The sequence below is a fragment of the Sporolactobacillus pectinivorans genome (genome assembly GCF_002802965.1).
Taxonomy (GTDB): domain Bacteria; phylum Bacillota; class Bacilli; order Bacillales; family Sporolactobacillaceae; genus Sporolactobacillus; species Sporolactobacillus pectinivorans.
The window spans coordinates 3098829-3123565 of the sequence record NZ_NXGA01000001.1; the positions used below are offsets into that span (position 1 = coordinate 3098829).

A 24737-nucleotide genomic window follows, 5' to 3' on the forward strand; every position below is an offset into this window, starting at 1 on the left:
GTGACAGAATATATAAGAGACCGTGTGTTTCTTTTTATTTTTTACATAGCTGCTATGGTATTCATTACGATTTTCCTTTATCTGGAACCCTCTGTCCGGTTGAGAATCGGCAACCTGATCTATCTGCATGCCGTGGTCCTTTTTTTATTTCTGCTCTACTTGCTTTTTGATTTTCTCAGATGCAGCCGCTTTTTGTCAGGTTTGGTACAGGCAGCGAATGCCTTGTCCGGGTATCGGCTGACCGCTATGCCTGCCCCAAAAACGGCCGGGCAGAAAAAAATTTGCCGACTGCTGGACAAAATAGAGCGGGACAACCGACAGAAGGTTCAAGATTTGCAGCACAGCATTGAAGAAAACAAAGATTTCGTCATGGCATGGGTCCACCAGGTGAAAACGCCGATCGCAGCCGGAAAGATGCTGATCAATCATAACGAAGGGCAGTCTCAGGAACAGATTCTTGACAGACTGGAAGATGAATTTTCAAAGATTGACTACTTCGTCGAGCAGGCACTGTATTACTCACGTACGGACAGTTTTTCAAACGACTATTTTATCAGTGAGTACGCGTTCCATGATCTTGTGAATCCTGTGCTCAAAAAATATGCCAAGCTTTTTATTGCAAAAAAAATCAGTGTGGCGCTCTCTGACTTGGATCTACAAATTTTAACCGATAAAAAATGGCTGGAATTTATCATTGATCAGCTTATTTCTAATGCCTTAAAATACACAGATGTCCGGGGCAGGGTCAGGATCAGCGGAAGAAAATACAGCTCAGGAAACCGGCTGATCATTGAAGATAACGGCCGGGGCATCAGTCCTGAAAATATCAGGCGTGTTTTTGAGAAAGGGTTTACCGGTGCAATCGGCAGGAAAGCGCGTCATTCAACAGGTATCGGGTTGTATCTCGCAAAGACACTGGCGCTGAAGCTGGGGCATAACATCTCAATTTCGTCGGAAGAAGGCAAGGGAACGACGGTTATCCTGGATTTCCCGAATAACATAGATTACACGGGAGTCGCAAGAGAACATTCAATGTGACAAGAATGTAAGGCAGCAGTACCCAATTGTAAGATAGATCGAGGGAACCGCCCTGTTTTGCAGCTTACAATCATAAGTGTAAGGTCCGAACATAAGCGCCGCGTCCTGCGGCATGTTCGGCACTAGGCCGTCCTGGCCGCCGCAATGAATAGAAACGGGGGTTCTTAATTTATGAGTGAACTGTTAGAAGCAAAGGGGATTCAGAAAATTTATGGACGGAAGGGCAACACCTATACGGCGATCCGAAGCATTGATCTGACAATTGTTAAAGGCGAATTTATCGGCATTATGGGACCATCGGGTTCCGGGAAGACCACGTTGTTAAATGCGTTGTCAACGATCGACAGGCCGACATCAGGAAGCGTAACGATTAACGGTGCAGACATTGTCCAAATGAACGAACAGGATCTCGCTACTTTCCGTAGAAAACGGCTCGGTTTTATTTTTCAGGATTACAATTTGCTGGACACCCTGTCCGTCGAAGAGAATATTGCGCTCCCTCTTGTTTTGGCAAAAGCCAATGCAACTGAAATTGTCAGCCGTGTGCAGCGCATCGCTGCAAAACTCGGCCTGGAGGAGATATTAAACAAGTTTCCTTACGAAATTTCCGGAGGACAAAAACAGCGCACTGCTGCAGCAAGAGCGATGATCATAAGCCCCGATCTGATTTTTGCCGATGAACCGACGGGCGCGCTGGATTCGAAATCGGCGACTGCGCTGCTGCAGATGATGGCGCAGATGAACGTGGAAGAAAACGCGACAATCCTGATGGTCACACATGATGCCTTCTCTGCCAGCTATTGCCACCGGATTTTATTTATTAAGGATGGTGAAATTTTTACGGAGCTGGATCGGGGCGATCTGACGCGCAAAGTTTATTTTCAGAAAATCCTCGATGTCCTTTCCGCACTGGGGGGTGGGCAAAGTGACATTATTTAATCTCGCCCGCCGCAATATGTCACGCAACTTTTACCGCTATTTTCTTTATTTCGCTTCGATGATTTTCAGCGTAATGATTTTCTTCACCTTCGTCTCCATCCAGTTTAATCATCAGGTGGCGCAGGCATCCTCAGTCAAAATCGATACATCATTTAAAGCGGCTTCGATTGTCCTGATTATCTTCGTATCGATTTTTATATGGTATTCGAACAGTTTCTTTACCAAGCAGCGAAAAAGGGAAGTCGGGCTTTACGCCCTGCTCGGTCTGCGAAAGAAACAGATCGGCCGGATGCTTTTTTATGAAAATCTGATTCTAGGGCTGCTGTCACTATTAATCGGTATGCTGATCGGCATGCTGCTGTCCAAGTTTTTTGTCATGATCCTGATGAAACTGATGGACGCGGCAGTCCATGTCCGTTTTTCGATTTCTTCGCAAGCGGTCCTGGAAACGACCGCTGTTTTTCTTCTGATTATCTTGCTGACTTCTCTGGATGGCTATCGGCTGATTTATCGGTTCCAACTAATCGATTTGTTTCATGCAGAAAAGGAAGGAGAGAAAGCGCCTAAAGTGTCTGCGATTCAGGCGTTACTGGCTGTGTTGCTGATTGCAGGCGGTTACTGGATGGCACTGCAGAGCCTGAATTCAAGGCTTTGGCATCTCGGCCTTCTTCCGGTCGCCCTGATTATTTTATTTTGCATCATTACCGGGACCTTTTTGTTGTTCCGTTCACTGACCGTCTATTTTCTAAAGAAGTCCAAAAAGCGTAAAACGCACTATTACCGGGGAATGAATATGATCAGCACCGCTCAGCTTTTCTATCGCATCCGGGGGAATGCACGAGTGCTGACTGTGATTGCGACGCTGAGTGCCGTCACGCTTTGTGCCGTCGGAACAAGCTTCAGCCTCTATTATGAAACCGGAAAATACACAAAAGAATCCAAGCCGTTCAGCTACGCTTACATGGCTCAAAAAGGGGATCAGACCAAAGCGGATAACACTTTTGAACAAGTGGTTAAAGCTGAAGGCCGTCATCGGATTTTGAATCAAACAGCGGTGCGCATGATCCCGGTCACAGGCAGACTGAACGGATTCAAATCGCCTATCTCTCCCCAGTTCCTGACACTTATTTCCAAGTCTTCATTCAATGAACTTGAGAAGATTATAGGATTAAAAGACCCTGCCAGACTCAATTCCAGTGACGCTCTTATACTGGACAGATATTACAGCAACCAATTTTCGCCAGATTTTCAAGGAAAGACCGGAAGCATTCATACGACAACAGGACAAAATACAACGCTTCATTTTATCGGTTACAGACCCTACAGCGTTCTGAACAGCCCGTTTGCCAATTTTACCATTGTCGTTTCCGATGCCCAGTTCAATCAACTGGAGCAGCGTAACCATCCGCTCACCGTAACCCAGATCAATATAACCGATCCCGGTCATTCCGGTCCGCTGACGGCGCAATTGTCTGCGAAATTAAATCCTTTAATTATGTCCGCTACTTTTTCAATCGGAAGCTATTACGACTCGTATCATGGAATGATGTCTGCATACGGACTGGTGATGTTTCTGGGCGCCTTCCTCGCGCTTGTTTTCCTGCTTGCCACCGGCAGCATTATCTACTTCAAACAGCTGACGGAAGCAGAACAGGAGAAGGCGCAATATGGCATACTCCGAAAAATTGGTGTAACAAGGAAGGAAATCCAGGAAGCCGTTGCCAAACAGGTCGGCTTTGTCTTCGCCCTGCCGCTTGTTCTTGGAATTGTTCACAGCATCGTAGCCCTCACCGCGCTGTCGAAGATGCTGGACCAGAGCCTTCTGATGCCGGTTGGGGTATGCATGCTCGCCTACACCTTGATTTATCTCGGCTACTACTTCTTTACCATTCACTCATATACGAGAATTGTAAATTTGGAAAGCCAGTGAACGACCCTCTACTTAGCGTTCAGTCCTTAGAGAAGGGAAAGACTTCTCGTCAGTTACGTTAAAACTCATTCTCATACACCAAAAAGGCACTCGGATTCGGGTGCCTTTTTGGTGATTCGATAAAAGATCAGTGACACTGCCGCAAGTTTTCTATCAAACATTCAGGTCCCTTTTCCGATAAAAAAAGTACGTTGATACAGAAAAAGCAGCAATAAGCAAAAGAGTGAGGATCACAACAACCAGGCTGAGTCCGTCCCCGTTCACAATGTCCGTGTAACTGAAGTATTTGAAGGGCGAGAGTATATTCAGAAAATCGAGATGATTCGCCAGATCCGTGATTTTAGAGATTACATACGAACCGAGCAGAATCGAGGTGGCCAGAGATCCTGAAGCTTTCGGGTTCTTCATAAAGGCCGAAAGCAAGGCTCCCAGTGACAGGAAGATTAACTGAACAATAAACATTGTCAGAAGGAACACGGCTATTTCACCGAAAATATCTTTTCCCTTATTATAAGCGGCAACCAGAAAGAATGAGGAAAGCAGCGTCACAACATTAATGACAACGATGTTCACCAGTGCTGCAAGAAGTTTTGAGGTAATCACTGCTGTCCGTGAAACAGGTTTAACCATCAGGAACTCCGAAGTTTTATCGCGCTCTTCTTTTGCGATAATGCTACTTCCCAGCAATGCAGCATGTATGGCAGCTGCAAGTACAATATAAGAGAACAGGAATGCGAAAAAACCGCTCATGGTTGAGACATTGAACGACCCCATTCCGAACAGCGCCCTCATCGAATGAGGCAATTCGGTCAATGCCTGGCTTGCTGCACCGCCGGAGGAATAAGTTGTATATTTGCTCATGCCGCTTAATACTCCCAGAAACATGCAGACACTCCAGATGATCAAGGCTTTACGGTTAGCCTTCAGTTCTCTCAGAAAGATATTCATCATCATGCCTCCTCGTTAAGTCAGTCCCGTAAGCCATTCAGCTCACGGCATGGATATCCTTTCGGGAATAAATGATATAGCTTGCCACGATAGGCGCGATAACAATGACTGCTCCGGTAATCAGATATGAAGCTTCATAATTTGCGTTTTTAATGATATTCGTGACATTAAAGTAATTGAAGGGCGAGAGGTATCTGGCCGCATCATCATTTTTTCCAGTCGAAATCAGTGCACCGATCATGTAGAAACCGAGTACGACACCGAGAGAGATCGGAAGCACAGACTTAAGTTTACTGAACAACACAGAAATAACCAAACCAATCGCAAAGAACATGAATTGGAGAAAAAGCAGCGTTAAATTGATCAGGAAGAAAATCTTCTCATCGAAACTGCCCGTATTTATGAAGTGAACCATAATGGACAAAGCGGCGTAAAAGACGATGTCCAGTGCAAGGATCATCGTCAGCGAAGCCAGAAGTTTTGCCGTGACGATCGCCGGACGCGACACCGGCTTAACCAGAAGAAAATCTGCCGTCCGTTCCCTCGATTCTTTCGAGAGAATGGAAACACCGAGATTCATAGACTGAATGGCCCCGCACAGTGTAATAAAAGAAAAAATCATCGAATAAAACCCAACGATTGATGTAATATAGTTAAGATTAATGCCAAGCATGGCTCTCACTGGTGCCGGGTAGTTGCCGAGCAATTTTTTAAAGCCCTCCGCATCTTTGACCATACCCGGATAAACAGATAGGTAAAGTGCCGCCAGTGCAATGATGACGATCGTCCACACGATGGTTGATTTCCTCAGTGATTTCAGTTCGTGAAGGTACATATTCATGTTGATCAGCCCTCCTTTTCGTAATAATGCATGAAAATTTCCTCAAGGTCAGGCTCTTCAATAGATATGTTCAGAAGGTCCATCCGGGCAACTTTTTGAATAATTGTATTGACGTTGCCTTTATAGATGAACTTTGCTGTATTTTCTTTGACTTTGAAGTCGCTCACACCGTCAAGTTGAAAATCCTCGGAACTGATCCCGGATCTTGCCTCAATACTGATCCTCTTGTAATTGTTCTCCTGCAGAGTGCTAATTTTTTCAAGTTTGATGATTCTTCCTTCCTTGATGAAAGCAACGCGATCGCACATTTTCTGAACTTCAGTGAGAATATGAGAAGAAAAGAAAATGGTCGCGCCTTTCTGATTTTCCTCTCTGATAAGTTCAAAAAATTTCTGCTGCATCAGAGGATCGAGACCACCAGTCGGTTCATCAAGAATGATCAGTTTAGGTTCATGAAGCAGTCCCTGCACGATGCCGACCTTCTTCTTATTGCCATACGACAGGTCGTTTATTTTCTTTTTCAGATCAAGATTCATAGCTTCCGCCAGTTCATGGATCCGTTTTGTACAATCCTTTTTATAAAAACTGGCAGAATATTTGAGGAGATCGATCACCCTCATGTTATCATAATAGAAAACTTCTGAAGGCAGATAGCCTAATTCTTGCCTCACTTCGGGATGATCAAAGCAGCTTTTTCCAAAAATGGTTGCACTTCCGTTCGTCGGGTGAATCAGCCCCAGCAGTGTCCGGATCGTCGTTGATTTTCCTGCTCCGTTCGGCCCGATAAAGCCGAATATTTCACCCTGTTCGACATTTAAATTCACATTAATAATGCCTCTCGCCTTGCCAAACTGTTTTGTGAGATTTTTAATTTCAATGACGTTCATGAGTGGTCCCCTCCCGGATGATCATTTATAACAGACTTGTTTAAGCAAAGTCAGGCAGTCAAGGAATTCTTTATAAAAAACATCTATAGCCTCTAAGTCCGCATCCGCATTGCCCGTTATATCAGTGAAATACCCTTCGGACATCCACGTCAGCATTTTGACGATCAGTTTCAGATCAACACCGTCTTTGAATTTTGAAGTATCCATGTCTTCAAAAACGACATTTTCCTGGAATTTCACGACATTCAAATCGGCAAGAAGATTGCGGATATCCTGCCTGACTTCACTATCGTTCTCATGAAGCATATTTTTGAAAAAAGAGAGCATTCCCGGGTGTTGTTGTATCACCGCAAGTTTAATGTCACCAGCGAGCCTGATTCTGTCAAAGAAATCAGTGACACTTTTATCGAGCTTTTTACTTATTTCATCCATGAAAGTAGTCCCGCTCAGCTCGATCAAATATAAATACAGTGCCTTTTTTGTACCAAAGTAATGAAAAACCATCGCTTTTGAGATTCCGGCGGCTGCGGCGATATCACTCACGGATGTTTTTTTATAACCGTTCGTGCCAAAGGATATCAGCGCTCCATCGACAATCGCATTTTGTTTCTCTAAGGGCAAACTCATAAACTTATTCAATAAAATCACCTCACAGTTTGCATTGACCGAATCGGTTTACAAGATAAGTATATTCCCATAAACCGATTCGGTCAATATTTTTTAGATTTAGATTGGAAAATTCAGCCAGGCTGCGGCTTTTTTTTCGACCAGACGAGATCTATTTAAACACGCTTGGTATTTCGCGGTTTCCATCTTATTTTTCCACATAATTCAAAAAAGGCCTCAAGGGATCACACACCCTTGGGGCCTTGGCCTTAATTATTTATTCCGTTCAATTTTAAAGGCTGATTGATTCCTCTTCAGCGAGATGAAAGGTCGTATGCAGTGTTTCAAGTGCTTCGAGCAAGTTTTCTTCATCGATAATTGTTGAAACTTTGATCTCCGATGTACTGATCATTTTAACTTTAATGCCGTTCTCAGCCAATGCGTGGAACATCTGTGCAGCGACACCAGGATTGGAAGCCATGCCGGAGCCGACAATCGATACTTTGGCCAGTTCTGATTCAAAAATCAACTGGTGGAACTCAAGATCCTTTTCCTGCGTGCGCAGAACATCCAGCGTTTCATTCTGCAGATCCCGGTCAACTGTAAAGGACAGGCTCGTCTTTGCTTCATCCAGTACATTCTGGACAATGACATCAATATTGATGTGTTTGGCAGCGATTGCATCAAAGACACGCGATACTGCACTAACATTATTCGGCAGTCCGAGCAGTGTTATCTTAGTTACATTTTTTTCAAAAGCAAGTCCTCTGACTGTTTTAGTCGTCTCCATTGATACTTCCTCCTTAATCACCGTTCCCTCTTCTTCAGAGAATGAGGAGCAGACAACCAGTTCGATGTGGCTGTTCTTAGCGTATTCGACAGCGCGCGGGTGGAGTACACCCGCACCCAGATAAGCCATTTCAAGCATTTCATCGTAACTGATTTCTTTAAGCTTTCTCGCCTTGCTTACGTAGCGCGGATCAGTCGTGAAAACGCCAGTCACATCTGTGTAAATTTCACACCTAGCCGCACCGAAAGCAGCGGCCAGCGCAACGGCCGATGTGTCCGAACCGCCCCGCCCGAGCGTCGTGATTTCTCCGGCGTTAGTCACACCCTGAAAGCCCGCAACAATCACTATCGTTCCTTTTTTCAGCTGCGGACGGATCAATGAGGTGTCAATAGAGCTGATTCTTGCGCTTTCATGGACATCTTCCGTCTTGATCCCCGCCTGCCAGCCCGTATACGAGATCGCATCATAGCCGCGTTCAATCAGCACCATGGCCAGAAGGGCAATAGTCACCTGTTCACCGGTAGAAAGGAGCACATCCATCTCACGTTTCGACGGCCGGTCCGAAATTTCTCCCGCCATGCTCACCAGTGAATCCGTTGTTTTGCCCATTGCCGACACAACGACAATAATCTGGTCGCCAGCCGTTTTCTTTTTAATAATTCTTTCCGCTACCCTCTGCAGTCGTTCAACCGTTGCCACCGATGTTCCACCAAACTTCATCACTGTTAAAGCCACTCTTCACTCGCTCCTTTAGATTATGAACGGCAAATAAATACCGCTGCTCTTCCCCATCCTCTCTGTACCATCTGCGGGACGATCTTTGAAAGAGCCTACACCTTTGCTTTTTTCCCTTCAGTGATAAAAAGAACAGCGAGCATCTCCCCGCTGTTGAACAGACAATCTTTTTCAGCATGCTGAGATAGTTCTCCACACTTTCGCTCGTGTGACAGCCCTACACTTGTTCAATGCAGATCCAGCCCGGAAACGTGATGAAACATTTCCTACTTCGGCAGTGTCCCCTTTAATCCGCGGTCAGTGAATCTCATCCTTCTCGCGCGGCCTACTCATGAAGACTGCTCCTCTATCACTTCAGATATTTGAAAAAATTAAGTTATGTGAATTATAGCAGAACTGTGATTAAGAGACAACACTTTTCAGGTTGGATTGTCCAAATATTTCTTAACGGTCTCAGCGATTTTCTGTGGCAATCCTGCTTCTCTCAGCATTTCACTGCTCGCTTCCCTGATTTTTTTAATTGAACCAAAGTTTCTGAGCAGCGCCTGCTTTCTCTGCGCGCCAATGCCTGGTATATCGTCGAGAACCGAGTGAAGCATTTCCTTCTGGTGTACCTGTCTGTGAAAAGTAATGGCAAAGCGGTGCACCTCATCCTGTATCCGCTGCAGCAGATAAAAAGCCTGGCTGTTTCTCGCCAACGGAACAAATGACGGCGGATCTCCGGCCACCAGCTGGGCCGTCCGATGCTTATCATCTTTCGCCAGACCGCAGACCGGAATATAAAGTCCGAATTCATTTTCCAGAACATCAATGGCGGCGGACAACTGACCCTTGCCACCGTCGATCAGAATCAGATCGGGCAGGACGGCTCCTTCCTTAAGCAGTCTGGAGTAACGTCTGCGAACCACTTCCTTCATCGTCGCATAGTCATCCGGCCCACTTACTGTTTTCACCCGGTATTTGCGATAGTCGCTTTTCTTCGGACGCCCGTCTTCAAACACCACCATCGCCGATACAGGATCCGCGCCCTGAATATTTGAGTTATCGAATGTCTCGATTCGGCGCGGTGCGAGCATATCCAGAGCTTCTCCCAGCTGTTCCACGGCGCCTACCGTTCGTTTCTCGTCCCGTTCAATCAATGCGAACTTTTCCTTGAGCGCAATCTGCCCGTTTTTGATCGCCATATTGACGAGATCTTTTTTCCGGCCACGCTGCGGCTGGAGGACCGAGATGCCAAGCATCTGTTCGATAAGCTGCTGATCGACATGATCCGGAATTAGAACTTCCTTTGGTTTAATATGATTCTGGTGTGAATAGAACTGTCCGATAAATGTCAGAAAATCTTCTTCCGGTTCCTGATAGAACGGGAACATGGAAGCCGCCCGCTCGATCAGTTTTCCCTGGCGCATGAAGAAAACCTGAACACACATCCATCCCTTGTCAAAGGCATAGCCGAAAACATCGCGATCATCCAGATCATTGAAGACGATTTTCTGCTTCTCCATAACCGTTTCAATGTGCTGGATCTGGTCACGGAACTCTTTTGCCTTCTCGAAATGGAGCTGTTCCGCTTCATTCAGCATTTTTTCCTTCAGAATCTTTTTGACATCCTGATAGCCACCGTTCAGAAAATGGGTGATATCCTCTGCCATGTTCTGATAGGTCTCGGCTGGAATGTCGTTGACACAGGGGGCCAGACACTGGCCGATATGATAATAAAGGCAGACACGATTAGGCAGCGTGTGGCATTTACGCAGCGGATAAAGCCGATCAAGCAGCCGTTTTGTTTCATTCGCCGCCGTCACGTTCGGATACGGTCCAAAATATTTGCCGCTCCTTCGATTAACTTTCCGTGTGATGATCAGCCGCGGATACTTTTCTGAAGTAAGTTTGATATAGGGATAACTTTTGTCATCCTTCAGCATGATGTTATATCTTGGTTCATACTTTTTAATCAGATTGATTTCAAGAAGCAGCGATTCGATTTCTGATGAAACAACGATATATTCAAAATCGGCTATATCCGCAACAAGGCGCTGCGTCTTCGCATCGTGGGATCCGCTGAAATATGAATGAACGCGGTTGAACAGATTTTTTGCTTTGCCGACATAAATAATCTGCCCTTGGCTGTTCTTCATTTGATAACAACCCGGCTGTTTCGGGAGTAAACTAAGTTTTTCTCTAATTTTCTGACTCACCATATTTTTACTCATCCTCTAATAAAAAATCAGGCTTGCCGCGACTGCGAACAAACTATCTCTTTTTATTATTATAAAGATTTTAGGAACATTCAACTGCTAAGATTGAAAAGAAATCTGATCGCAGCATCTGCAAGTTCCGATATATTCTTCTGAGTTCCGATAAATTGGCGTGAGTTCCGATATATTCCTCTGAGTTCTGATAAATTGGCGTGAGTTCCGATATATTCTTCTGAGTTCTGATACGCTCCTGTGTCGCTTCCATTTCCGATCATTTAAACAAACGGTAAGAAAAAAGGGACTGCCAAAAAGGCAGCCCCTCCGGGTAAAGATTTTTAACTAGGAACAACCGGATCAGCCGACGTGCTCTTTGATCCGGTCTACCAGAGCTTCTTTCGGTGTGAAGCCAACGATCTTATCAACAACTTCGCCGTCTTTGAACAGAAACATCGTCGGAATGCTCATGACACCGTATTTGCTGGCTGTCGCCTGATTTTCATCAACGTCCAGCTTAACAATTTTAAGATTATCTGCTAATTCTGAATCCACTTCTTCGAGAACAGGAGCCATCATTTTGCATGGCCCGCACCATGTCGCCCAAAAGTCGGTGAGAACAAGTCCCTTTGATGTTTCATCCGCAAAATTTGTATCGTTTACCTGATTGATTGCCATTGTGTATAAACCTCCTCAATTGATTCATTATGCTTCATGTCACAAAGTATAGCATCTCCAGTTCAGATAATCCATTAACCTGCTTACGAACATCTTTTCACTTAAAGTCGACAACCGTGACACCGCTGCCGCCTTCACCCTGGCTGCCAAGCCGCGAACTTTTCACACGCGGATGGCGCTCAATTAGTTTGGAAACCCCGTTCCGCAGTGCACCGGTTCCTTTACCATGAATGATTGAGACCCGTGGAAAGCCGGCGAGCATCGCTTCATCAAGATATTTTTCAACCTTGAGCATGGCGTCCTCATAGCGTTCACCACGCAGATCGAGTTCCGGTTTCACCGTCACTCCAGACGTGCGAACATTGACGACAGGACGCACTTTTTTCTCCTCTCTCACTTTCTTCAGGTCATTTTCGGCAACATTCATTTTCAGAATGCCTGCCTGAACCAGATATTCATGATTACTGATCTTCTCAACGATATAGCCTTCCTGGCCAAAACTGATCATTTTAACATGGTCGCCAACTGCGAATCCTGCGAGTTCGTGTTTTACCGGGGCCGCCGGCGCAGCCTGCCTGTCCGGCTGATCCAATGCATCCAGCGCATGTGAAAGTTTGGTTTTTGCATCAATCAGCTGATGTTCCTTAACCTGACCGCGATTTTTGTAACTGCGCAGTTCATCAATAATTTCTTCTGCTTCCCGCCGGGCCTCTTTAACCGCGCGCTCCGCTTTTTCTTTCGCCTGTTTGAGAATTAGTTCCTTATTGCGCTCCAGATCGTTCAGTTTCTTTGTAAGAGCAGCTTCCTTTTCCTCAGCATCAAGTTTCAGCCTACGAGCGTTCTCTTCCTCAACCTCCGCAGCCTTACGGTTTTTTTCGAGTGAAGCAATCATTTTATCAATCTGATTTGTTTCACGGCTGATCTGAAGCCTTGCTCCATCAATGATATCAGTGGGGAGACCTAACTTTTTCGAAATTTCAAATGCGTTGCTTCGTCCCGGCACGCCGAGCAACAGCCGATATGTCGGGCTGAGTGTTTCCACATCGAATTCAACGCTGGCATTCATCACGCCGTTCCGCTCGTACGCATACGCCTTCAGTTCACTGTAGTGTGTCGTACAGATAATTGTCGCCCCACAGCCATATACAGCGTCCAGAATGGCAATCGACAGTGCTGCGCCTTCCTGAGGGTCGGTGCCGGCTCCCAGTTCGTCAAACAGCACAAGGCTCTGAAAATCGACTTCTTTGAGGATGCCGATGATGTTGGTCATGTGTGACGAAAAGGTACTGAGACTTTGCTCAATTGATTGTTCATCCCCGATATCGGCAAAAATCTTTTTAAAAACACTGACTTCGGATTCCTCTTCTGCAGGAATTTGCAGACCGGACTGAGCCATTAACGTAATCAGACCCGTCGTCTTCAGTGAAACCGTCTTGCCGCCGGTATTCGGACCGGTAATGATCAGCGCATGGGTATGTTCATCAAAAATGACATCAATCGGTACAACCCGCTCAAGGCTGATTAGCGGATGGCGCGCTTTTTTGAGCCGAATAATCCCCTGATCATTTAACTTTGGCCTGGAAGCTTTCATTTGGTGTCCGTAAGATGCCTTGGCAAAAATAAAATCGAGCTGTGCCAGTCCTTCGACCGATTCAAGAAGCTCGTCAGCATATTCGGCGGTTTCTTGAGACAGAACACGCAGAATCCGTTCAACTTCATGCCGCTCTTTGGCCCGGGCTTCACTCAACTGGTTATTCAGGTCGACAATCGCCTGCGGTTCAATGAACAGCGTCGCACCGGATGCCGACTGATCGTGCACAATCCCCCCGAAAGATGTGCGGTATTCCTGTTTTACCGGGATAACCTGTCTGTCGTTGCGGATCGTGATGATCGCTTCCGACAGCATCTTCCCGTTTGAATGAACAATGTTTTCCAATTTCTGTTTCACCCGGCTGTCAAATGTGCGGATCTGTCCGCGGATGTGCCGCAAGGCAGTGCTCGCCGAATCCATCACACCGCCCTGATCGTCGACTGCACTGCGGATTTTCCGTTCCAGGCCGCCGGGAACCTCCATTCCTTCCACAAGACCGGCCAGGATCGGCAGCTCAAGTTCCTCATCTTCCGCCAAATCAAGAATAAACGACTTGATCAGCCGTACACCGCGTATCGTATCGGCAATATCAATCAGTTCCTTCGCCTGGAGGATGCTGCCGATTTTTGATCGTTTCAGGCCGGGCCTGACATCCGTGATGCCGCCGAAGGGCACTGATCCCTTCAATCGAAGTACCGTTGCTCCTTCATCTGTTTCTTCCTGCAGCTTTCTGACTTCTTCCAGATCGCCGGATGGCTGCAGCTGTCCGATCCGGCTTTTACCAAGCGATGACGCAGTGTAATCCATTAGCTGCTGCTTGATCTTTTTATATTCCAATGCTTTTAAAGCATGTTCGTTCAAAAGGTACATCTCCCTCATTGAGAATAAGCGCCGGATTAAACCGGTTTCTTTTCTTTATAAGGAAAACTTGGGCGAAACCAACCCTGGGCAGGCTGAGCCTTAGTTGACCTCACTAAATCCACTAAATTTTATATTTTCTTACAGTGTAAAAAAGCGGCAAACTGTTCCGCAGTCATTGTATTCAGCACAGTTCCCGGACGGATCCAGCCGCGCACTGCCGTTTGCACGCCAAGCGCCATGTCCTCAATCATTTTCTTGGAGTGGCTGTCAGTATCAATGGCGATTCTGACCCCGGCCTCCTGGGCCTTGCAAACCCATTCAGAGGAAAGGTCAAGACGATTGCGATTGCTGTTCAGCTCAAGCGCCGTTCCAGTTTCTTTGGCCAGCCGGATCAGGCCCTCGACGTCTATCGCATAGCTGCTCCGTTTGCCAAGCAGCCGTCCGGTCGGATGGGCGATCAGCCGCACGTAAGGATTTCTGCACGCGTTTTCCAGACGTTTCATGATCTGGTTCTTGCTCTGTGAAAAAGAAGAATGGATCGACGCAATAACAAAATCCAGACATTTCAAAATTTCATCCGAATAATCAAGCGAACCGTCCGGAAGTATGTCCATTTCCACCCCGGAAAAAAGTGTAAAATCCTCATAAAGGGCATTCACGCGCGCCACTTCCTCGAGCTGTTTCAGCAGCCGCTCCTCGGAAAGACCAGTGGCGACCCTCAGTGACTTTGAGTGGTCGGTCAGGCACGCGTAGGCATATCCTTTCGCCCTCATCGCGTCTGCCATTTCCTGAACCGTATACGATCCATCGCTCCAGGTCGAGTGCATGTGCAGGTCGCCCTTAATATCCTCCAGCCGTATCAGCCCCAGCGGACCGGATTCAGCCCTTTCAATTTCACTTGCACCTTCCCGCACCTCCGGAGGAATCTCACTGAGCCCGAAGTGGTGGTATAGATCGGCCTCGCTCGAAAAAGTCTGGACCGGTTCATTTTCCGATTCGATCCCGTATTCACTGATTTTTTCGCCGCGCTCTTTTGCCAGATGGCGAATCAATATGTTGTGCTCTTTAGAACCAGTGAAATGATGCAATGTGGTCACAAAAGCTTCAGCTGTTGAAAAACGAAAGTCGACAGAAACATGATAGGGGTCATTGAGCACTACCGTCATTTTTGCATCGCCCCGCCCGGTTATTTCATATATGGGCAGAAGCTCAACAATCTGATTTGCCGTTTGTTCCGGATCGTCTGTCTCGATGACGAAATCCAAGTCTTTCATCTTTTCTTTTGCCCGACGGAGGCTCCCGGCGCGTGAAAAATGTCTGATATCCTGATCCGAGCGCAGAGCCGCTTCGATTTTTTCAGCCAGACCAACCATGTAAGCAATAGAAAGTTCGCTTGGACGCTGATTTATTTTTTTAACTGCATCCAATAATTTTTCTTCCGTCTTTTCGCCGAAACCCGGGAGCGCGCGGACCTGCTCCCCTTCGCATGCTTCCCGCAGCGCCGCCAGATCAGTCACATTCAGTGCCTGGTACAGTTTGCCGATTTTCTTCCCGCCAAGCCCGGGGATTTTCACAAGCTCAAGCAAATCGGGTGGAATCTCTTTCTGCAGATCGCGCAGCACAGCAGATTCGCCGGTCAACATCAAATCTTTGATAACATCCGCCGTTCCGCGGCCGATGCCTTTAATTTTACTGAAGTCGTCAATGCCTGCCACCGAACGCTGATCCGTTTCCAACGCCTGTCCGGCGCGGCGGTACGCGGCAATTTTAAAGGGATTGTCACCGCGGATTTCCAAATAAAGGGCAATCCGGTCCAATTGGTCAATAATCTGTTTTTTATTCACTTAGATCACTCTTTTCCAGTTGAAAGGAGAGAGATTTTATCAAAGCAACTGTCAGCGGACGAAAATCAAGGCCATCCACATATTATGCAGCATTTTTGAAAATACCGGCGTACTCCCGATAATCGATTGAGCCAAAGATGAACTGTTAATGGAGGACTGAAGCCCGCTGATCGGCGTCAGTGCCCCAACATAGAGCAGAATAAAGATCACCAGATAAAATTCCGCGAAGCCGAACAGCCCGCCTGTCAAATGATTCACTGAACGGATCAAAGGCAGCTCCGCGAGAAAATCAAGCATGTGTCCGAAAATCGCCAGCACAATCTTGGTTGCGATAAACAGCATCAGGAAAGCAATTGCCTGATAATAAGCCGACTGCAGGTTCATATTGCCCAGAAAGCTGAACGTGCCGCTTTGTGCAGCCGATGTCGGGAAGGGCACCCAGAGCTTGACTACCGGAGTCAGCTGCTTATAGTACATGAACGCTACAATGTAGGCAACGACAAATCCGGCCAGATGGACAAGCTGCAGGACAAGACCCCGCTTAAATCCGATAAAAAAACCCCAAGCAAGTAAAACTAAAATAATTATATTAAACAGCATCGATTGATCCCATCTTTCTTTAATTGACATAGTTCTTGTGGAACATTCGAAAAGCGTCACATTAGCTATCCATTCTTAACCTTTGGCGCAGTAATAAATCAAGGGAAAAAGACAAGCTTCAACCCTATGTGATTTTATCATATCAAAAACACTCCAAATATAGAAGAGCGAGCAGCTTCTGTGACACTATATTCGTTTTTTCTCAGAAAGATTGGGGTGCCAATCACTTTTTCCTTTTGTTGCCTGATCTCCCGTTCGCAAAGTTACCAACAGTTTCGTCCAGTTTCGCCTGCTTGACTCAAATTTTTAAGAAAAACCGGGCAAGGCTCAGCCTCTGGCGCAGGCTGAGCCTTAGTTGTGACGGCCATGGATGGCCAGCCCGAATATGCCAGAGGACGTACTGCCGCAGGATGCGGTGACTCTGACGTTGTGCACAGGACCGTGCATGTTCTTAGTCTAAGATCCAATGCCTGTCCGGCTACTTATAATCCGCTAAAATTTATATTTTAGCATGAAAAGAAACCGGTGCGCCCCCATTGCTCACACCGGTTTCTTCGATTTCATTTGTATCAGCCACGCAATTCTGCGCCACATTCCTGCTCGCAGGCTTTGAGAATTTTTTCGTGAACCGTGTTGACTTCATTATCTGTCAGTGTGCGTTCCGGATCGAAATAAGTAAGCGAGAACGCCATCGATTTCTCATTCTCGGCGACGTGATCACCTTCATACACGTCAAACAGTTTGACTGACTGAAGCAAAGGGCCGCCATTTTTTCGGATCACCTGATAGAGATCCGCCGCCGGAACAGAACGTTTTACAACGAGAGCAATGTCCCGTGCAGTCGACGGAAAGCGTGGAAGCCCGGTGTAGTCGATTTCCGGCTGTTCGCCGCGCAGCAGCGGTTCAATGGCCACTTCGAAAACAAACGTTTCATTCAGGTCCGCCTCTTTCTGAACCGATGGATGAAGCGCACCGAGGTAGCCGATCACCTTGCCATCGAGCAGGATGTCGGCCGTCTGTCCCGGATGCATTCCCTCCCGCCTGGCGGGTTGGTAAGCAATTCGTTCGGCCAGTGCCAACGAATCAAACAGCTTTTCAATGACTCCTTTAGCCGTATAGAAATCAACAGGGAGTGCCTCACCTTCCCAGTTTCTCTCGGCACGGCTTCCCGTAATCGCTCCTGCAAGGTGCTCCTCTTCGTCCGGACGCGCGCTGCCTGCATTGGGAATGAACACTTTACCGATTTCGTACAAAGCGACATCCGGCATCTGACGGTGCAGATGATATTTCACAACATCGATCAGCTGACGCACGATGCTCTGGCGGAGAACCGCATGCTCTTCACTCATCGGCCAGATCACTTTGGTTGGCTTTTCAGCAGACGGATGGACCGCATAAGCTGTTGCATGCTCGTCTGTAGTCAATGAATAGGTATACACCTGGTAAAGGCCAGCGCTTTCCATCAGTTCCTCCGTCCGTCTCCTTAAATTCTGATAAGGGGTCAGTGCCGCATGGATTGCGGCGCCTTCCGGCAAAGTCGCCGCGATGTGATTATACCCATAAATACGCCCGACCTCTTCGACAAGATCTTCTGGAATTGATACATCGAATCGCCGGGTAGGAACTTTAACCCGGATGATTTCACCGTCAGCTTCTGCATCAAAGCCAAGACGCGCGAGCGTTCCGCTGATTACGCCAAGAGAAAGATCCGTACCCAGTACCTGATTTATCTTCTGCCATGGCATTTCTATCACTGATTCAGGCACTGTCCGTTCGCCCTGTTCCACGATTCCTTTTAGGACATGGGCGGAGGCATATTGAGTCAGCAGCTCCGCGGCCCTGTCGGAGGCCAGCGCCACTCGATTGCGGTCGAGTCCCTTCTCGTAGCGGCTGCTGGCATCTGTCCTCATTTGCAGACGTGCCGCGGTTTTCCGGATTGATATCGGATCAAAAACCGCTGATTCAAGCAGTACTTTACTCGTTGAGCCTGTAACTTCCGAACTTTCTCCGCCCATCACGCCGGCAACTGCGGCCGCTTCTTTGCCGTTCGTTATGACAATATCTTCAGGCGTCAGTTTCCGTTCCTGATCGTCCAGCGTCTTCATGGTTTCATTCTTTCCGGCAAACCGGACAAGCACACGGTTCGATCCGAACGCGTCAAAGTCAAAAGTGTGGAGCGGCTGGCCATACTCAAGCATTACGTAGTTGGAAATATCAACCACATTGCTGATCGGCCGGACACCGGCTGCTATCAGGCGCAGCTGCATCCAGCGGGGCGACGGGGCAATCCTGATTCCCTCAATCAACCGGGCGCCGTAATACGGCACTTTCTCTGCAGCTTCGACAGAAACACTGACTTTTTCCGCAGCGGCTTCATCTGTTTCTTTTGGATCCGGTACAGGAATGCGCACAGGACGGTTTAAAAGGGCAGCCACTTCATAGGCGACGCCGATCATGTTCATGCAATGCGCACTGTTGACCAGTATGTCGAGATCAAGAATCGCGTCGTCCAGATTCAGGTACGGGAGCGCGTCCGCGCCGATCGGAACATCATCGTCGAACACGTAAATTCCGTCAGCATACGGTGCAAGAGTTTTATCTACACCCAGCTCACTCAGCGCGCAAATCATGCCGTTCGATTCCTCGCCGCGGAAATTTGAGCGCCTGATTTTGACATTGCCGGCAATCCTGGCACCATTTGTTGCAACAGGAACCTTCTGGCCGGCCGCAACGTTCGGTGCCCCGCAGACAATCTGCACGGTTTCCGATCCGAGATCAACTTGGCACAAATGCAGGTGATCTGATTCGGGATGCGGCTCACACGTCAAAACTTTTCCGATCACGATGCCCTTCAGCCCTTCGCCAGGGTATGTCAGGTGCTCCACTTCAATCCCGGAATTCGTGATCCGATTCGCAAGTTCTTCAGGCGTTACTCCTTCCAAGTCTACATAGTCTTTTAACCATTTATAAGAAACCAGCATGTTATGATTCTCCCCTCTTATGCCCGATCGAATTGTTTCAGGAAACGGATATCATCTGTATAGAAATGTCGGATGTCCTCAATGCCGTACTTGAGCATTGCAATCCGCTCAGGTCCCATGCCGAAAGCAAATCCGGTATAGACAGCCGGATCAAAACCGGACATGCGCAGCACATTCGGATGCACCATACCGGCACCCAGAATTTCAATCCATCCCGTGCCCTTGCAAACGGAACATCCATGCCCGCCGCACCTGAAGCAGGAAATATCCATTTCTACGGACGGTTCCGTAAAGGGGAAGAAGCTGGGCCGCAGGCGGATTTCACGTTCGGCGCCAAACATGTGCCTGGCAAAAACCGTCAAAACGCCCTTCAAATCGCTCAGTCTAACATTCTTGTCCACGCAGAGACCTTCAATCTGCATAAACTGATGCGAGTGCGTCGCGTCGTCATTGTCACGTCGATAAACTTTTCCGGGACAAATAATTTTAACTGGCCCCTTCCCCTTGTGAGCTTCGAGCGTTCTCGCCTGCATCGGCGAAGTATGGGGCCGGAGCAGAATTTCATCCGTGATGTAAAAAGAGTCCTGCATATCGCGGGCCGGATGATCTTTTGGAAGATTCAGCGCTTCAAAGGCGTAATAGTCTTCTTCCACTTCAGGTCCTTCAGCAACTGAGAAGCCAAGTCCAATAAAAAGATCCTCCACTTCGCGAATCACCGATGCGAGCAAATGGTGACTGCCCGTCTGCACCTTTCTTCCCGGAAGCGTGACATCAATTTTGTCGCTTGCCAGCTTCCTTTCGAGCAATCTGGCCTCAATCTCGGCCTTCTTCTCTTCAATCAAGGTTCCAATCACGTTTCTGACATCATTCGCCAGCTGGCCGATGACAGGGCGCTCCTCCTTGGTCAGCTTGCCCATGCCTTTCAGAACTTCCGTAATCGGTCCTTTTTTGCCGAGAAAATTCACGCGGATGTCCTGCAGCTTTTTCAGATCGTCCGCGGACTTCACATTTTCCAAAGCCTTCTCCCGCAGTTCCAGCAGCTTTTCCTTCAGCATCTTCTGTTCCAACCCTTCTGTTGATCTGATTTTCGAACATCAAAAAACGCCCCGTCCCTGAAAAGGGACGAAGCGTCGCGGTACCACCCTTGTTGACAATGTAAGAACAAATGCCCACTCAAAACCGTTTAACGGCGGTCGGCCGGCGCCCTCTAGGCTGAAATCAGCGTTCAAGCGGCAGCTCCGGAGTGAATTCCTTTTACCCTTCCCGCAAATGCGCTTCCAGTCGATGACGCATTCTCCCTTAGCGGCGGTATAAAAGTACTGCTCCCCATCTCAGCTTTTAGTCTAAGTTCGATAAAATCCAGAATAGTAAGACGAGCTTCGACTAAAACGTGCAAATCCTGTGCACAACGTCGGAGCCACCCAATCCTGTGGAAATTCTTTTCCAGTCGGTACTTTTTAGTATAAGCATTTTATCATTCAGTTGCAAGCCCTTCCGCACTCAGCCAGTACAACAGGATGCCCGCCGCCACAGCAACGTTCATCGATTCCGCACGCCCGGCCATCGGTATTTTAATTTCTTCATCCGTTTCCGCCAACAGTTCCGGCTGCGCACCATTGCCCTCATTGCCGACAATGAGAGCGAAATCTTTCTTTCCACCGGCATTTTTTTTCATGTTTTCTCCCTGAAGGGATGAACCAAAGACAGGAATACGATGTTTCTTCATTTCCGCTACTACGTCAAACAGGCTGCGGTGAATCACGGGAAGATGAAAGTGGGAACCCTGAGCCGAACGCAGTGTTTTTCCATTATATCCATCAACGCAGCCTTCACCTAAAAAGACGGCGTCCAGCCCGAAAGCATCCGCCGTCCGGATCAAAGTACCGAGGTTGCCCGGATCCTGCACACCGTCAATCAGCAGATAACGGCCCTGATGAATCGTCACCGACGGCTGGACCATCTTGCAGACGCCAATGATTCCCTGCGGTGTTTCCGTCTGTGACAGTTCGGTAAAAATTTTATGTGTCACCTGATAAACTTCCACATCGTCAAGCAGCCAGTCCGCTGGAAGATGGAACGCCTCATCAATCAGAACAGCGGACAGCAAATGGCGTGCAGAAAATACCGCCTCCTGTACGAGATGCGGCCCTTCGAGGAGATAGGTTTGTTCCTTTTCCCGCCACTTTCTGATTTTTAACTTTTTCCACAACTTAACTTTTTCATTCTGCATCGATACCATTCGTCTCAAAAAAAAGAACCCCTTTGTCCTGTCCAGCACATAAACCGTTGCTTTTAATCCATACTATACCATATTGCCTGAATACATTGCTTAAAGAAAGGGGCATGACTCACTATGGATCTGGACATCCGCCGTGCGGTGCTGCATAACCTGTCCGGCAACAGCAAAACCCAGCTTCAGGAAACGATCGTCGACGCCATAAAGGACGGCGAAGAAAAAATGCTCCCGGGACTCGGCGTACTGATGGAAGTGATTTGGAACAAATCGGACCCCTCATTCCGCGATCAGATGCTGACACGGCTGGAGCAAGGTGTTTAAAAAAATCGGGGCGGACCCCCGATTTTTTTTATTAGTTGATTTTTCCCGGGTTGTGCTGATTCTTGCACCAGTTCTGTCGATTCTTTTCACTTTTGTGTTGATTCCGTCGGCCTGAGACAAAGTAGATATCGCCCACTCACTTTTGGTACGCAGCTCTCGTTTGCTGATTATCATCAGTTACTGGTAGCATCATTTTTAGTATGAACATTACAAAAGCGCCGATATTTCTTTGTCAAGATCCTCGGGCTCAACCCTGGAACCAAAGTACTTAAAGCGATCCCCCTGACGATTGACAAGGAATTTGTTGAAATTCCAGGTGATCTTTTTCTCACCGGACAATTCAAGAAGTTCCTTAAATAAAGGATTCATTTCTTTCCCTTTCATTTTGCTCTTTTTAAAGAGTGGAAAAGTGACGCCGTAATTTATTTTACAGAACTCCGCCGTTTTTTCACTGTCGGCAAATTCCTGTTTAAGAAAACTGTCGCTTGGAAATCCCAAGACACTGAAACCTTGATCCTTGTACCTCTCATAAAGAGATTCAAGTCCCTCATATTGCGGAGTGAACCCACATTTGCTGGCAGTATTGACAATAAGTAAAACTTTTCCCTGATAGTTGCTTATTGACTCCGTTTCATTTCCGGTCAGTCTTTCAAACGTGTAATCGTAAATGGACATGATTTTTACCTCATTTCCTGTTTGAACTTTAATTATTTTTAACGATACTATTTTTCAGATTTTCCTTAATCAGGGACACAAGACGGAATAGTTCAAGAGATAAAATCATCCCGCTGATCCAAACTGCTCCGAAAACGTATCCCGCCATTAAGTCGCTTGGATTAATGTGAGCGATATAAACGCCACAAACAGAATACGCCAGCAAGAAAGAGAGAAACACAAAAAACAGCACCGCGCCCGAAAAATAATTTTTCTGGTGACGGATTAACATCATCAGAAGAAGGCCATAAAAAACAATTAAGATCAAAGATTGTTCATTGGGAAAGTCTGAGACGATATACTTTCCACTTAACATAAAACGAAACAGCCAGTGGATCGCGCCCGAAAAGAGAAAACTTCCACTCAGAGTAAGAGCCAGAAAAAGCATTTCAAGCCACTTGTTTGTATTGTTGACCAGAATAACAGCGACAGTGATCAAGCCAATTGCGACAAAAGCGGCCCACGAAGAAAAGAAAAGGAAGGCGCTCATAATTCCCCGCCAATTAGAATTGAAAAGTGAAAAAATGATTGTTCTGGAAACGGTGTCAAACGGATCAAATTCATCGCTTAAGAAATCCTGAATCATACCAACCATTAAAGTAAAAAGGGAGACAAACAAAACCAGGATCAAAAAAATAAACAATTTTATTTTCACGAAGCTTTTGTATCGTTTAAAAACGGACTGAAACAAAAGCAGCGCGGATTCTTTAATATACTTTTTATTCGCTTTGAAAACAATATAACAAAGAACTAAAACACCGATGACAATGCAGGCCAGTACCAGCCATTTTTTAATGATGCCCTGATATTTATCCCACTCGGGCCCAAGCAAATAGCCAAGCGAAATAAAGGTCCCTGTCCAGAGAAACACGCCTATATAAGAAAAAATACTGAAATATCGAAAGGGAAGGCGGATAACACCGGAAATAATACTTGCTACATGACGTATGCCCGGGATAAAGTATGAAAAGATTAACAGCACTTTCCCGTAGTGCTCATACCATTTTGACAGTCTATCCAATTTTTCCGGTCCCATATGTATATAATGGCCGAATTTTCGGAAGAAGGGTGCACCAAGCTTATAGCCGATCCAATAAGAAATCGTGACACCACAAATTGCCCCTGCCTCTGCAGCAAGAAGGCAAAAAACGATATTCAGCTTCCCGTGAAATGACAGGACGCCCACATAGCTCAAAAGTGCCTCATTCGGGATGGGGATGAGAATAAGTTCTAACATTAATGATAAAAAAAGAGTGATGTACCCGTATTCATTTAATAAATGGATCATTCCGCTCATAAAGGTCTCCCTCCGCGACAAGACAGACAGTTGATTTTAAAAAGAGAAACAGAATAAACTTCGTGACGGATATTGTAGAAATGACTGCAAAACGTGAAATACACATTTCATTATAAGTGCCCGCTCTGTATTACTTCGCCTTTTCGAGATGGATCATTACTTTATTGCCCGTTGACCTTCTTTCAGGCAGTTGCTCATATTCTCTAAAGGTTAGTTCCAATTCCGGATAATTATCCGGCAGCGGGGGTGATATAATATAGTCCATATTGAACGTTCCGCCGCTGCCTGAACCTGAGTCGGAACAGCAGTCATATCCTTCAATTTCCAGTTCAAACCTCAGAAATTGTTGATGGTTCATCGGCGCATGGAGAGGATCATCGGGCGGCGGATATTCAGCGTCAGTATACTTGCATTACCGTATTGCTGGATATACGTTACATAGAAGAAGCTATCACCTTTTTGTGTCCCCTGCATGACCGGCAGAAATTTACGGAAACCTTTTGGTTCGACACGTGATTTGAAGTTTTCCTCATTACGGAGTTTGGTAAACAACGCGCTTAACAAGTTTTCATAAATACCGTATTTTTGGGACCAGTTTTGCAGAAGGGCTTCACCCGGAAGTCCGGGATTCTCACCGCAAATCGATCTGCGCTTCTGAAAAAGGGTGCAGATTTTCTCATCAACAGATGCAAGACAAGACGTTCGTCA

19 protein-coding genes and 1 riboswitch are annotated in these 24737 nt (G+C 46.8%); of the genes, 4 read left to right on the forward strand and 15 right to left on the reverse strand.

All coding sequences use genetic code 11. From position 1 onward, the window contains the following. The 3 genes from COP04_RS15250 to COP04_RS15260 all read left to right on the forward strand — a co-directional run bounded on the left by COP04_RS15250 (window position 1) and on the right by COP04_RS15260 (window position 3907). Window positions 1-1038, forward strand: coding sequence for a sensor histidine kinase (locus COP04_RS15250; protein ID WP_100488795.1), 1038 nt, complete (start codon window positions 1-3; stop codon window positions 1036-1038). Between the two features lie 171 nt (window positions 1039-1209). Continuing rightward, window positions 1210-1977 carry an ABC transporter ATP-binding protein gene (locus tag COP04_RS15255; RefSeq protein WP_100488796.1) on the forward strand — a complete coding sequence of 256 codons (768 nt, stop codon included), beginning with the start codon at window positions 1210-1212 and terminating at the stop codon, window positions 1975-1977. Further along, window positions 1964-3907 carry an ABC transporter permease gene (locus tag COP04_RS15260; RefSeq protein WP_162297113.1) on the forward strand — a complete coding sequence of 648 codons (1944 nt, stop codon included), beginning with the start codon at window positions 1964-1966 and terminating at the stop codon, window positions 3905-3907. Before COP04_RS15255 ends, COP04_RS15260 begins: the two co-directional genes overlap by 14 nt. Window positions 3908-4060: 153 nt before the next feature. Here the strand turns inward: COP04_RS15260 and COP04_RS15265 are convergent, their stop codons facing one another. The 13 genes from COP04_RS15265 to COP04_RS15325 all read right to left on the reverse strand — a co-directional run bounded on the left by COP04_RS15265 (window position 4061) and on the right by COP04_RS15325 (window position 21700). Beyond that, a complete protein-coding gene (locus tag COP04_RS15265; protein WP_100488799.1) occupies window positions 4061-4855 on the reverse strand; it encodes an ABC transporter permease subunit in 795 nt (264 codons plus the stop codon). Between the two features lie 37 nt (window positions 4856-4892). Continuing rightward, the gene (locus tag COP04_RS15270) at window positions 4893-5696 is read right to left on the reverse strand and encodes an ABC transporter permease subunit (RefSeq protein WP_100488800.1); all 804 of its coding nucleotides are present in this window, start codon (window positions 5694-5696) and stop codon (window positions 4893-4895) included. A gap of 5 nt (window positions 5697-5701) precedes the next feature. Next, the gene (locus COP04_RS15275) at window positions 5702-6583 is read right to left on the reverse strand and encodes an ABC transporter ATP-binding protein (protein WP_100488801.1); all 882 of its coding nucleotides are present in this window, start codon (window positions 6581-6583) and stop codon (window positions 5702-5704) included. A gap of 21 nt (window positions 6584-6604) precedes the next feature. Then, window positions 6605-7231 carry a TetR/AcrR family transcriptional regulator gene (locus tag COP04_RS15280; protein ID WP_100488802.1) on the reverse strand — a complete coding sequence of 209 codons (627 nt, stop codon included), beginning with the start codon at window positions 7229-7231 and terminating at the stop codon, window positions 6605-6607. A gap of 250 nt (window positions 7232-7481) precedes the next feature. Then, entirely contained in the window at window positions 7482-8714 is a 1233-nt protein-coding gene (locus tag COP04_RS15285) for an aspartate kinase (protein WP_100488804.1), read from the reverse strand. Window positions 8715-8891: 177 nt separating this feature from the next. Then, window positions 8892-9071, reverse strand: a riboswitch (Lysine riboswitch). A gap of 62 nt (window positions 9072-9133) precedes the next feature. Continuing rightward, on the reverse strand, window positions 9134-10915 hold the full coding sequence (uvrC, locus tag COP04_RS15290) for an excinuclease ABC subunit UvrC (protein WP_100488805.1): 1782 nt from the start codon (window positions 10913-10915) through the stop codon (window positions 9134-9136). A gap of 351 nt (window positions 10916-11266) precedes the next feature. Further along, window positions 11267-11584 carry a thioredoxin gene (gene trxA, locus COP04_RS15295; protein WP_100488807.1) on the reverse strand — a complete coding sequence of 106 codons (318 nt, stop codon included), beginning with the start codon at window positions 11582-11584 and terminating at the stop codon, window positions 11267-11269. A gap of 97 nt (window positions 11585-11681) precedes the next feature. Further along, window positions 11682-14036 carry an endonuclease MutS2 gene (locus COP04_RS15300; protein ID WP_100488809.1) on the reverse strand — a complete coding sequence of 785 codons (2355 nt, stop codon included), beginning with the start codon at window positions 14034-14036 and terminating at the stop codon, window positions 11682-11684. 128 nt (window positions 14037-14164) lie between these two features. Further along, a complete protein-coding gene (polX, locus tag COP04_RS15305; protein WP_100488811.1) occupies window positions 14165-15880 on the reverse strand; it encodes a DNA polymerase/3'-5' exonuclease PolX in 1716 nt (571 codons plus the stop codon). A 51-nt stretch (window positions 15881-15931) separates the two neighbouring features. After that, window positions 15932-16480, reverse strand: a complete 549-nt coding sequence (locus COP04_RS15310) for a CvpA family protein (RefSeq protein WP_239984898.1) — start codon at window positions 16478-16480, stop codon at window positions 15932-15934. 569 nt (window positions 16481-17049) lie between these two features. Then, the gene (gene pheT / locus COP04_RS15315) at window positions 17050-19461 is read right to left on the reverse strand and encodes a phenylalanine--tRNA ligase subunit beta (RefSeq protein ID WP_100488812.1); all 2412 of its coding nucleotides are present in this window, start codon (window positions 19459-19461) and stop codon (window positions 17050-17052) included. Window positions 19462-19478: 17 nt separating this feature from the next. Continuing rightward, a complete protein-coding gene (gene pheS, locus COP04_RS15320) occupies window positions 19479-20513 on the reverse strand; it encodes a phenylalanine--tRNA ligase subunit alpha (RefSeq protein ID WP_100489718.1) in 1035 nt (344 codons plus the stop codon). A 422-nt stretch (window positions 20514-20935) separates the two neighbouring features. Further along, entirely contained in the window at window positions 20936-21700 is a 765-nt protein-coding gene (locus COP04_RS15325; protein ID WP_100489719.1) for a TrmH family RNA methyltransferase, read from the reverse strand. 114 nt (window positions 21701-21814) lie between these two features. On the opposite strand from COP04_RS15325, the gene sspI reads away from it, so the two are divergent. Then, window positions 21815-22018, forward strand: a complete 204-nt coding sequence (gene sspI / locus COP04_RS15330) for a small acid-soluble spore protein SspI (protein WP_100488813.1) — start codon at window positions 21815-21817, stop codon at window positions 22016-22018. A gap of 207 nt (window positions 22019-22225) precedes the next feature. On the opposite strand, the gene COP04_RS15335 is transcribed toward sspI, so the two are convergent. Continuing rightward, complete coding sequence (locus tag COP04_RS15335; protein WP_100488814.1) at window positions 22226-22693, reverse strand: glutathione peroxidase; 468 nt, start codon at window positions 22691-22693, stop codon at window positions 22226-22228. Between the two features lie 28 nt (window positions 22694-22721). Then, window positions 22722-24029, reverse strand: coding sequence for a VTT domain-containing protein (locus COP04_RS15340; RefSeq protein WP_100488815.1), 1308 nt, complete (start codon window positions 24027-24029; stop codon window positions 22722-22724). Between the last annotated feature and the right edge of the window lie 708 nt (window positions 24030-24737).

Coding starts and splice junctions, on each gene's coding strand:
- trxA (WP_100488807.1), bottom strand. CDS start 11,584: ATGGCAATCAATCAGGTAAACGATACAAATTTTGCGGATGAAACATCA.
- COP04_RS15340 (WP_100488815.1), bottom strand. CDS start 24,029: ATGAGCGGAATGATCCATTTATTAAATGAATACGGGTACATCACTCTT.
- sspI (WP_100488813.1), top strand. CDS start 21,815: ATGGATCTGGACATCCGCCGTGCGGTGCTGCATAACCTGTCCGGCAAC.
- uvrC (WP_100488805.1), bottom strand. CDS start 10,915: ATGGTGAGTCAGAAAATTAGAGAAAAACTTAGTTTACTCCCGAAACAG.
- COP04_RS15325 (WP_100489719.1), bottom strand. CDS start 21,700: ATGGTATCGATGCAGAATGAAAAAGTTAAGTTGTGGAAAAAGTTAAAA.
- COP04_RS15270 (WP_100488800.1), bottom strand. CDS start 5,696: ATGAATATGTACCTTCACGAACTGAAATCACTGAGGAAATCAACCATC.
- COP04_RS15310 (WP_239984898.1), bottom strand. CDS start 16,480: ATGCTGTTTAATATAATTATTTTAGTTTTACTTGCTTGGGGTTTTTTT.
- COP04_RS15255 (WP_100488796.1), top strand. CDS start 1,210: ATGAGTGAACTGTTAGAAGCAAAGGGGATTCAGAAAATTTATGGACGG.
- COP04_RS15275 (WP_100488801.1), bottom strand. CDS start 6,583: ATGAACGTCATTGAAATTAAAAATCTCACAAAACAGTTTGGCAAGGCG.
- COP04_RS15335 (WP_100488814.1), bottom strand. CDS start 22,693: ATGTCCATTTACGATTACACGTTTGAAAGACTGACCGGAAATGAAACG.
- COP04_RS15265 (WP_100488799.1), bottom strand. CDS start 4,855: ATGAATATCTTTCTGAGAGAACTGAAGGCTAACCGTAAAGCCTTGATC.
- pheT (WP_100488812.1), bottom strand. CDS start 19,461: ATGCTGGTTTCTTATAAATGGTTAAAAGACTATGTAGACTTGGAAGGA.